This is a genomic window from Longimicrobium sp. (assembly GCF_036554565.1).
Taxonomy (GTDB): Bacteria; Gemmatimonadota; Gemmatimonadetes; order Longimicrobiales; family Longimicrobiaceae; genus Longimicrobium.
The window spans coordinates 1-8,044 of sequence record NZ_DATBNB010000132.1; the positions used below are offsets into that span (position 1 = coordinate 1).

Annotated in this window: 8 protein-coding genes; 5 read left to right on the forward strand and 3 right to left on the reverse strand. The window is 66.1% G+C overall.

Going from position 1 to position 8,044, the window contains the following annotated elements; translation table 11 throughout:
• Nucleotides 1-351 precede the first annotated feature (351 nt).
• The 3 genes from VIB55_RS03525 to VIB55_RS03535 are packed head-to-tail and all read left to right on the forward strand — an operon-like array spanning nt 352 to nt 4,408.
• A complete protein-coding gene (locus VIB55_RS03525; RefSeq protein WP_331875286.1) occupies nt 352-1,398 on the forward strand; it encodes a hypothetical protein in 1,047 nt (348 codons plus the stop codon).
• Nucleotide 1,399: 1 nt separating this feature from the next.
• Nucleotides 1,400-3,610, forward strand: a complete 2,211-nt coding sequence (locus VIB55_RS03530) for a Mov34/MPN/PAD-1 family protein (RefSeq protein ID WP_331875287.1) — start codon at nt 1,400-1,402, stop codon at nt 3,608-3,610.
• Nucleotides 3,611-3,619: 9 nt separating this feature from the next.
• Nucleotides 3,620-4,408 carry a hypothetical protein gene (locus tag VIB55_RS03535; protein ID WP_331875288.1) on the forward strand — a complete coding sequence of 263 codons (789 nt, stop codon included), beginning with the start codon at nt 3,620-3,622 and terminating at the stop codon, nt 4,406-4,408.
• Between the two features lie 318 nt (nt 4,409-4,726).
• On the opposite strand, the gene VIB55_RS03540 is transcribed toward VIB55_RS03535, so the two are convergent.
• Nucleotides 4,727-4,978: a hypothetical protein gene (locus VIB55_RS03540; protein ID WP_331875289.1), complete on the reverse strand. Its 252-nt coding sequence runs from the start codon at nt 4,976-4,978 to the stop codon at nt 4,727-4,729.
• Between the two features lie 214 nt (nt 4,979-5,192).
• Here VIB55_RS03540 and VIB55_RS03545 point away from each other — a divergent pair, with 214 nt between their 5' ends.
• Nucleotides 5,193-5,444, forward strand: a complete 252-nt coding sequence (locus VIB55_RS03545) for a hypothetical protein (protein ID WP_331875290.1) — start codon at nt 5,193-5,195, stop codon at nt 5,442-5,444.
• 82 nt (nt 5,445-5,526) lie between these two features.
• Here VIB55_RS03545 and VIB55_RS03550 read toward each other — a convergent pair whose 3' ends face one another.
• Together VIB55_RS03550 and VIB55_RS03555 are read right to left on the reverse strand one after the other, a co-directional pair.
• A complete protein-coding gene (locus VIB55_RS03550; RefSeq protein ID WP_331875291.1) occupies nt 5,527-6,702 on the reverse strand; it encodes a tetratricopeptide repeat protein in 1,176 nt (391 codons plus the stop codon).
• A 50-nt stretch (nt 6,703-6,752) separates the two neighbouring features.
• Nucleotides 6,753-7,589 carry a hypothetical protein gene (locus VIB55_RS03555; protein ID WP_331875292.1) on the reverse strand — a complete coding sequence of 279 codons (837 nt, stop codon included), beginning with the start codon at nt 7,587-7,589 and terminating at the stop codon, nt 6,753-6,755.
• A 123-nt stretch (nt 7,590-7,712) separates the two neighbouring features.
• Between VIB55_RS03555 and VIB55_RS03560 the strand changes: the two genes are divergently transcribed.
• Nucleotides 7,713-7,934, forward strand: a complete 222-nt coding sequence (locus VIB55_RS03560; protein ID WP_331875293.1) for a hypothetical protein — start codon at nt 7,713-7,715, stop codon at nt 7,932-7,934.
• Nucleotides 7,935-8,044 lie beyond the last annotated feature (110 nt).

An 8,044-nucleotide genomic window follows, 5' to 3' on the forward strand; every position in this document is an offset into this window, starting at 1 on the left:
TGGAAAATGTTTCTTTCGGCGGTTCTTCAGGCGCGCCGGTAGAAGTGAGGGGGCGCCGCCTGCACCACAATTCCGAGGTTCCGCACGGCTTCGTGACGGCGAGGGCGATCTCTAAGCGTGGACTTTGTGGACTTGTGGGGCTGTCGGTTTTTTAGCACCACAATATATAGTTGACAAGGCCTCGTTGATCGTTTATGCTGGAGCCCCCATCCCGGTGTGCTGCGCGGGCCAGCCCCGGAGCCCAGCGTGGCGGACCCATCATTCAGACTGCGGGAGGTTAGACGCATGCATAAGATCAATTTTTTCCCCTTGGGCAACGCCGATTCCTGCAGGCTGGACCTCGAGAACGGGATGCGCCTGCTCTTCGACTACGCCGAGATGCGAGATGCCGACGATGCGAACGACAAGCGGATCGACCTCCCGGCCACGCTCCGGGAGGACCTCGACGCAGCCGGGCGTGACGCGTTCGACGTCGTTGCGTTCAGCCACCTCGATAATGACCACATCTGCGGATCGAGCGACTTCTTCCATCTGGACCACGCGAAAAAGTATCAGGGCGGCGACCGCATCAAGATCACGGAGTTGTGGGTTCCCGCGGCCGTGATCGTGGAGGATGGCTGCGAGGACGAGGCGAAGATCATCCAGGCAGAGGCGAGGTATCGTCTGAAGGCAGGCGCGGGCATCCGCGTGTTCTCCCGCCCCGAGAAGCTGGAGTCCTGGCTTCAGAAGGAGGGCCTCACGCTGGCCGAGCGAAGCAGCCTGATCACGGACGCCGGGCAGCTGGTGCCCGGATTCACCCAGGCGGAGCACGGAGTGGAGTTCTTCGTCCACTCTCCCTTTGCCAGCCGGACGGATGAGGGAGAGCTGCTGGATCGCAACGACGATTCCCTGGTTCTCCAGGCTGCGTTCCTGTCGGGCGGCCGGGAGACGAAGCTGCTGCTCACCGCTGACGTTACGCACGAGGTACTCGCTGAGATCGTGCGGGTGACCAAGTACAAGAAGAACGAAGCACGCCTGCAGTGGGACGTGGTCAACCTGCCGCATCACTGCAGCTACCTCTCGCTCGGCCCGGACAAGGGCAAGGAGGTGACGGAGCCGGTGCCGAACGTGAAGTGGCTGTACGAGAACCAGGGACAGACCGGCGGCCTTCTGGTTTCCACCAGCTGCCCGATCCCGGCGGGCGAGTCGGACCAGCCGCCTCACCGGCAGGCCGCCACTTACTACAAGCGGCGCGCGACCGCGCTTGGGGGCGAGTTCAAGGTCACGATGGAACACCCCAAACAGTCTGCTCCGGAAGTCCTGGTAATCCGCGTAGACGCATCGAAGGCAACGATCGAAAAGCGCATCCTGGGCGGCGCCGCCATTATCGTGAACCAGCCCGCGCCGAGGGCAGGCTGACATGGCGGACCTGCTGACGCCCCCGGGTGAACCGCTGGTTGCCGGGGGCGTCGTCGTTCCGAAGGCTGCCGAACTGGTTTGGCTTCTGAAGTCCGAGACACTGCCTTACGTGCGGCTGGTCGAGTGCCGGCGTGCCGCAGCGGGAGACGTGGTGGTCTTCGAGGTCGAGCCGGAAGTGCCTCAGGCGAAGGTCCATGACATCCAGCGCGTGGAGCGGCTGGCGGTGGTCTTTGCCGATAACGACGAGGTGATGCCGGAGACTATCGCTCTCCGTCGCGATTTTCCGAGTGTACCGCATCTAAACCTCAGGTGGGAAGAACTCCCGCGCAGCCTTTGTCTCTGGGACGAGACCTACTCGAACCTGAAGCTGCGCTGGACGGCGGCGGCATACCTCCGGCGGGTGCTGGAGTGGCTCGCGCTGACGGCTCGCGGTGAGCTGCACGGAGAGGATCAGCCGCTCGAACCGCTCCTCGGAGCGGCTGCGATCCCCCTGATTCTGCCGGCCCGCCTTTTTGCCCCAGGCATGGACCGCCCCGCGTGGCTTTCGGTCCAGGCGGTCGACTACGACGGCACGATCATCACCCTGATCGCGGAGCCGGGCATCCCTCGGCCAGGCGACGGCGCGCGCTTTGTCGCGCTCCCATTCCATGTGCCCGTACAGACGCACGGTGTGGTCCGCCGGCAGCCCCAGACCCTCGCCGAGCTCCACGACATGTTGCTCGGTACCGGCTTTGATCTTCTCGCGGCGTTGCGTGCGCAGTTGGGCGACTGGGCAGGTAACGGTCACGTCTTGGGCGCCCGCGTGATCCTGATCTTCCGGATCCCCAAGCGCCGGAACGACGAGGCCGAAGCGGAAGTCGAGGAAACGTGGGCGTTCCTCACCGTATCTACTGTGCGCGAGGTCGGGGTCTCGATCGGGCGCTGGGACCTGCACGACGGCACACCCGGCGTGCTGCTCGCGGCGCCTGCCGGCCGCGAGGGACAGGGGGTAAACGTTGAGATTCTGAATCCTGCCACAACCCTGACTGCGGACGGAGCCGCGTGGCTGAACGGGCTGCCCGGAGCAGACGGCGTGGAGATCCTGGCCGTGGGCGCCGGCGCGCTGGGATCACAGGTCATGATAAACCTGATCCGTGCCGGCTACGGGACCTGGACTGTCGTGGATCCCGACCGGCTTATGCCGCACAACCTGGCGCGCCACTACCTAGGCAGCTATGCGCTCGGTTTTCCAAAGGCGCAAACACTGAGCGACGTCGCCAACGCCTTGCTGGACGGCCCGGACGTTATGTCGGGGATCGTTGCCGACGTTCGTTCGGAGGCCAATCCGGCTCTCCGCAAAGCCGTTGACGGGGCTTCGGTCATTGCGGACTTCTCAGCCTCGGTCACCGCTGCGCGGCACCTGGCGCTGGACAACGCGTCCGGTGCTCGGCGCGTCTCCGTATTTCTCAATCCGGACGGTACCGATCTCGTCGTCCTCGCGGAGGACGCGGAGCGGCGCACGACGCTCGACCAGCTGGAAATGCAGTATTATCGCGAGATCATCCAGCGCGCCGAGTTGAGCGAGCACCTTACCCGGGGCGGACAGCGCCTGCGATACGCGCACTCCTGCCGCGACGTAACCAGCACGATCCCGCAGGACGCCGTCGGGACCCTTTCGGGCGTCGCGGCGCGAGCGTTTCGTGCGGCTTTGAGCCGACCGGAAGCCACCATTGCTATCTTCCGGACGGACGCCGATCTCTGCGTAGACGTGGTTCGCGTAGATCCTGTACCTGGTCTGAGGGTAGAGACGGCGGGTTGGACCCTCTGCACGGATGAGATGCTGCTGTCGAGGCTGCGTGCCCTTCGCGCGACGAAGCTGCCCAATGAAACCGGTGGGGTGCTGATCGGCTCGTATGACCTGCAGAGGCGCATTGTCTACGTTGTCGACACGATTCCTTCGCCCCCCGACAGCAAGGAGTGGCCGACGCTCTACATCCGCGGCTCCGAAGGCCTGAGACAAGCCGTGCAGGAGGTGGATCGGCGTACGGCCGGGTCGCTGCAATACGTCGGTGAGTGGCACTCGCATCCAGATGGCTACGGCTGTGGCGCGAGCGAGGACGATCGCAAGGTCTTCGGATGGATGACCGCGCACCTGAGTGCCGACGGCCTTCCCGGGCTGATGATCATCGTCGGTGCGGCGGGGCAGACCGGCATCTACCTGGGACAGATCTGAGAGGCCGCCGTGGACGCGCTCAAAGGTATCGCCGAGGTGGTAGAGCACATCCTCTACGAGTTGCTCGGTCTTCTAATCCCCGGAGCATGCTTCGCGCTCTCGGTCGCTTTCGTATGGGGAGCGCCGGAGTGGACCCGAGCGCTCAGGTTTGCGGACGAGCAACCCTTGATCGCACTGGGTGCTGCATACCTTCTGGGCTTCGTGGTTCAAGGCATCTCGCGCCCGGTTACCGTCTCGTTCGAATGGCTCGCCCAACGCCCAGCCAGGCTCCTATCATGGGGGTACCGCCCCCTGCGCCGCAGATGGAAGGTTCCGGCCGGCTGGGGGAACGGCGGTACGGCGGATGAGCGATTCGCATCCCGCCACGGCCATGAGCCACAGGTTCCCGCCCCGATTCAGGGCGTTGAACTAGCCCTTCTGGCGGAGGAGCGCTGGCGCAAGAGGCTCGCTCTCAATGCTGACATCCGCCTGAGTGACGCGCAGGTGCGGGATCTTTCTTTCTCCGCGATCCCCGCGGCGCGAAGCCGCCTGGACCGGTTCAGGGCCGCGGCGTCATTATGTCGTGGCGTGGCTACCTCCGTAGCTATTTCCGCTCCACTGCTTCTTCTACAGATCGCGACCGCGGAGCGTTCGCTAGACTGGGCGGCTGTTGGGTGGCTGGAGGCCGTGCTCATCGCCTTCTACGCCCTGATGGAACGGGCGGACATGTACAACAAGCGCTGGAATAGCGTGCTCGTGCCCCAGTTCCTCGCGACGAGTACTGAAGTGCCGTCTTCGCGACCCGAGTCACCGGGATGATGAAGATCCGCGGCCACAGCAGCCTTAGCGCGGTCGGGCGGCACAGACTCGAATTAGGCAGGCGGGGCCCCATCCTCCCAATCCCGGAAGTCTGGAGAGTTGTTCGACGTTGCGGTCCGGCGCAGCGGTGCGGGGCTGAAGGCCGTAAAGGCGCCTAGCTTGCTGCATCCGCGGCCAGTCCTGCAGGCTCGCGGCGGCGCGGGCGAGTTCCAGCAGCGCCGATGCGTGGGTGCCGCTGAGATCGTAATCCAGGGCGAGCCAGGCCGTGCTCCAGGTTCTTCGTATTGCCGGGGATCTCCGCTGTCCGCCAGCGCCCGCTCATCGGGACAGTACCCGCAGTTCATCTGACAGGTGATCGAGCCGGTCTGCGTGCTGACGCAATTCACGCGCATGTTCGTCCGCGAGTTGCGCCAGCACGACGGGCCAGTTCGGAGGTGGACGCCGGGCGTTCGTTCCTTCCATCCGCGCACGAGCAATCGTGTGCATCTCTCTCCCGAACACCTCCGCGATCCGCGCCAGCGTAACCGATGGCGTAGAAGTGAGTACGTCCGTCGCCTCCTTGAAATCCACAGCGCCCCTCCGGGACATGGTATAATACCATTTGACAAACGAGCAGGCCGGTATTACATTATGTACCAGCAGGGCCCAACAGCAAGGCGGGTGCATCGGCTCCCCGGGAAGAGAGCACCGACGCACCCGCCTAACGCGAACCGACCCGAAGGCCGCCCGCTCGCCCAAGCTAGCCCTGCCGCGCGGCCAAGGTCAAGAGAATGGAGGATGCACCATGACAACGGAGTCTCCGAAGGGCACGCTTGCTTCTCCCGGCCGACTGCTCGAGATGCTGACGGACCGCTTCGGCGCGTTCGAAGCCATCGCCATGGCCTGCATTAAGCTCGCCCGCCACGTCTCCGAAGACGAATTATCGATGGATCTGCTCGTCGCTGAAGCCATCCTGGAGTTCGGGGACGATCTACGCTCCGCTTCGGAGGTTACAGCCGAGTGGATGCGCGAGCAGGGGCTCGTCCACCCGACCTGAAGGTCGCGGCCATCCGGAGAGCACCGAGAGACGCGAGGCGCTATGAACGGCCCGCGTCTTTCAAGTCTATGAGCGCACGTCCTCATCCAGGCTGCCGAGCAAGGCGGAGGAGTTCCGAAAGTTGTTGGACGTTGCGGGCCGGCGCCGCGGTGCGGGGCTGAAGGCCGTAGAGGCGGCTGGCCTGCTGCATCCGCGGCCAGTCCTGCTGGCGCGCGGCGGCGCGGGCCAGCTCCAGCAGCGCCGATGCGTGGGTGCCGCTGAGGTCGTAGTCCACAATCATCCACGCGGCGCTCCAGGCTTCCTCGTACTGCGGCCGGGCACCACTACCCGCCGCGGCCCGCGCCAGGAGCCCCAGCGTCACCGCCCGTTCGCGCCCCTCCGCGCGTCCGGGGAGCTGCTTCTTCAGCATCGTCGCGGCGCGATTGGGCCGTTCCAACGCCAGCCACAGGCGCGCCGTATCGTGCAACAGGTCGGGAAGGCGAGGATGCCCGGCACCGTACGCCCGCAGCGCCTTCCGGGCGTGCGCCTCCGCCTGCTCCAGCTTCCCCAACTCCATCTCCAGCAGAAACAGGCCGTGCAGCGCGGCGCCGCGTGCGGGCAGGTGCCCCTTTCTGCGCGTCGTGCGGATTGCCCGCACGTAGTACCCGCGCGCAGCCTCGAGCTTTCCGCGCCCGCCGTAGAGCGCCCCCAGGTCGATGTACGCCAGTGCGTACGTCTCCCAGTCCTTTCCCCGGCGCGCCACGCCGATGGTGCGCCGCAGCCAGGTTTCCGCGCGCGCGGGCCGGTCCATCCGCAGGGCAAGGCTGCCGACCTCGTACCCGGGCCGCGCCTGCTCGGGAGAGGCCAGCGCGGCCGCCTGGGCGAACAACAGCGAGGTTCCCAGCAGCTGCCGCTCCTGCGCCCATCGCGAGATCCCCTGGCAGGCAAGGGTCACGCTCTCCGCGCTCACCGATTCCGGGCTAGCCACCACAGCCGTCAGAGCCGTCAGCGCCAGCTCCACCTGGCCGTCCATCGGGACGGCCTGGAGCTGCGCGAGGCGTAGGCCCGCCGCATCAGCAACGAAAAGCCCGGCCCTGTGCCCCGGCTCCACTGCGGCCCACAACAGCACGTCTCGAAGCGCCTTCCAGAGCAACAATCCGTGCTCGTTCGGAAGCTCCCTGAGGATCGCCACGCCCTCCAGGGTCTCGTCGGGATCGGACAGGATCGCCGGTGGAATGCACCAGCGCCGCCCCTGCCTCGCGAGTACACGTTTTGTCATGAAAGTACCTGTGGGCATATATACCGAGGCAGCCAGTGGGTGGGGTGCGGTTAGTGGAGCCACTTTGCTTCGGCCCGGTGCCCTTCGCGCGCTTGCTCCCGCAATACGCGGAGTTCATCCCTGAACGCGGCGGCGGTGAGCGCGAACGCGCCTTTCGCTCGCAGTGCCCGGACGGGCTCACCGACGAGGTTTCGATATCCCACCTTCAGCGAGGCCGCTCCCGCGTAGCCGGAAAGCCGCGCGACGGACTCGACCGACCGAGCAGGGTCGTCCAGGAGCTCCGAGGCGAAAAGAAGCCTGATCCAGGGCATGAGGCGGCGCGGGGCCGGCAGGTCGGCCCGATGCAGCCACCGAAGGACGGTGCGCTCGTCTGCACCGAGGGTCTGCGCCAGTTCCGGCGCCTGCCCGCCGGCGGCGACCACTTCGGCCGTAGCGGAAAGCAGAGCTTGGGCGCGGCCATGGACGGACCCCTCCAACGCGCGGAACACGAGCAGGTGTGCGCTGCGGCCCTGCACACTTCCCAGGCGCCTGGTGATCGCAGCCGGCGTGGATTCCCGGTCGATGTCGAGCGCGTCCGCGACGCCCCACGAGAGGATTTCGCGCAGGGCGTGTCCACGATCCGGCGCATATCGGCCCGCCGCTACAACCGTGAAGCTCCGGAAGTGCTGAAGCAGGTCTCGCAGGCTCTGCAGGCCTGCTCCTGATCCGCCCGGGTGCCATGGATCCACCAGCGCCACCGCGGTAAGGGGTGAGCGCTGCAGCCCTGCGTGCAGGTCCTGCCAATCCCTCATGGAGCGGAACTCGTATCCTGCCCCTGCCTCGCGGACCCGCTCCCGGACCGCGGAATCGCCGTGCAGGACCAGCAGGGGCCGAACTACACGCTGCATCGTTCGATCACCATGTGAAAGTTTCCCGACATCACTTGACCAGACACGAAGGTTCCCGGCAGCTTGCCTGCGCCCGGGATTCGCCCGGACAACCCTGACATTCCTGCCCGCAGGAGCAAAATCATGAGTTCGTCCAAACTGTTCTACGCGCTGGTCGCGCTCGCCATCGGCGGCGGGTGCCGATCGGCCACGGCTCCGGCCCGCGCGGAACCCGATGCCAGCATCAACAAGAACAGCGGTATCGGCATGCTGGGTGGCGGCGGCAAGAGTGATTCGACGGCGACGGGTATCACGTCCGCAAGCGCTGACACCGTCGTGGTGGCCGATTCTACTGGAGGCTACTGAGACGGCGCCGCGGTGCACCGTCGCGCCGCGGCACCCCTCACCCGTGAGACACGCTCGCCGTCAGGATCCCCGCAAGCCGGTCCGCTTCGCGCGCCGCGCGTGCGGGCTCC

What these genes read in the sequence shown, in the direction of transcription:
- VIB55_RS03525 (WP_331875286.1), top strand. Translation starts at nt 352, where the DNA reads ATGCGCCTGCTCTTCGACTACGCCGAGATGCGAGATGCCGACGATGCG.
- VIB55_RS03530 (WP_331875287.1), top strand. Translation starts at nt 1,400, where the DNA reads ATGGCGGACCTGCTGACGCCCCCGGGTGAACCGCTGGTTGCCGGGGGC.
- VIB55_RS03545 (WP_331875290.1), top strand. Translation starts at nt 5,193, where the DNA reads ATGACAACGGAGTCTCCGAAGGGCACGCTTGCTTCTCCCGGCCGACTG.
- VIB55_RS03550 (WP_331875291.1), bottom strand. Translation starts at nt 6,702, where the DNA reads ATGACAAAACGTGTACTCGCGAGGCAGGGGCGGCGCTGGTGCATTCCA.
- VIB55_RS03555 (WP_331875292.1), bottom strand. Translation starts at nt 7,589, where the DNA reads ATGCAGCGTGTAGTTCGGCCCCTGCTGGTCCTGCACGGCGATTCCGCG.
- VIB55_RS03560 (WP_331875293.1), top strand. Translation starts at nt 7,713, where the DNA reads ATGAGTTCGTCCAAACTGTTCTACGCGCTGGTCGCGCTCGCCATCGGC.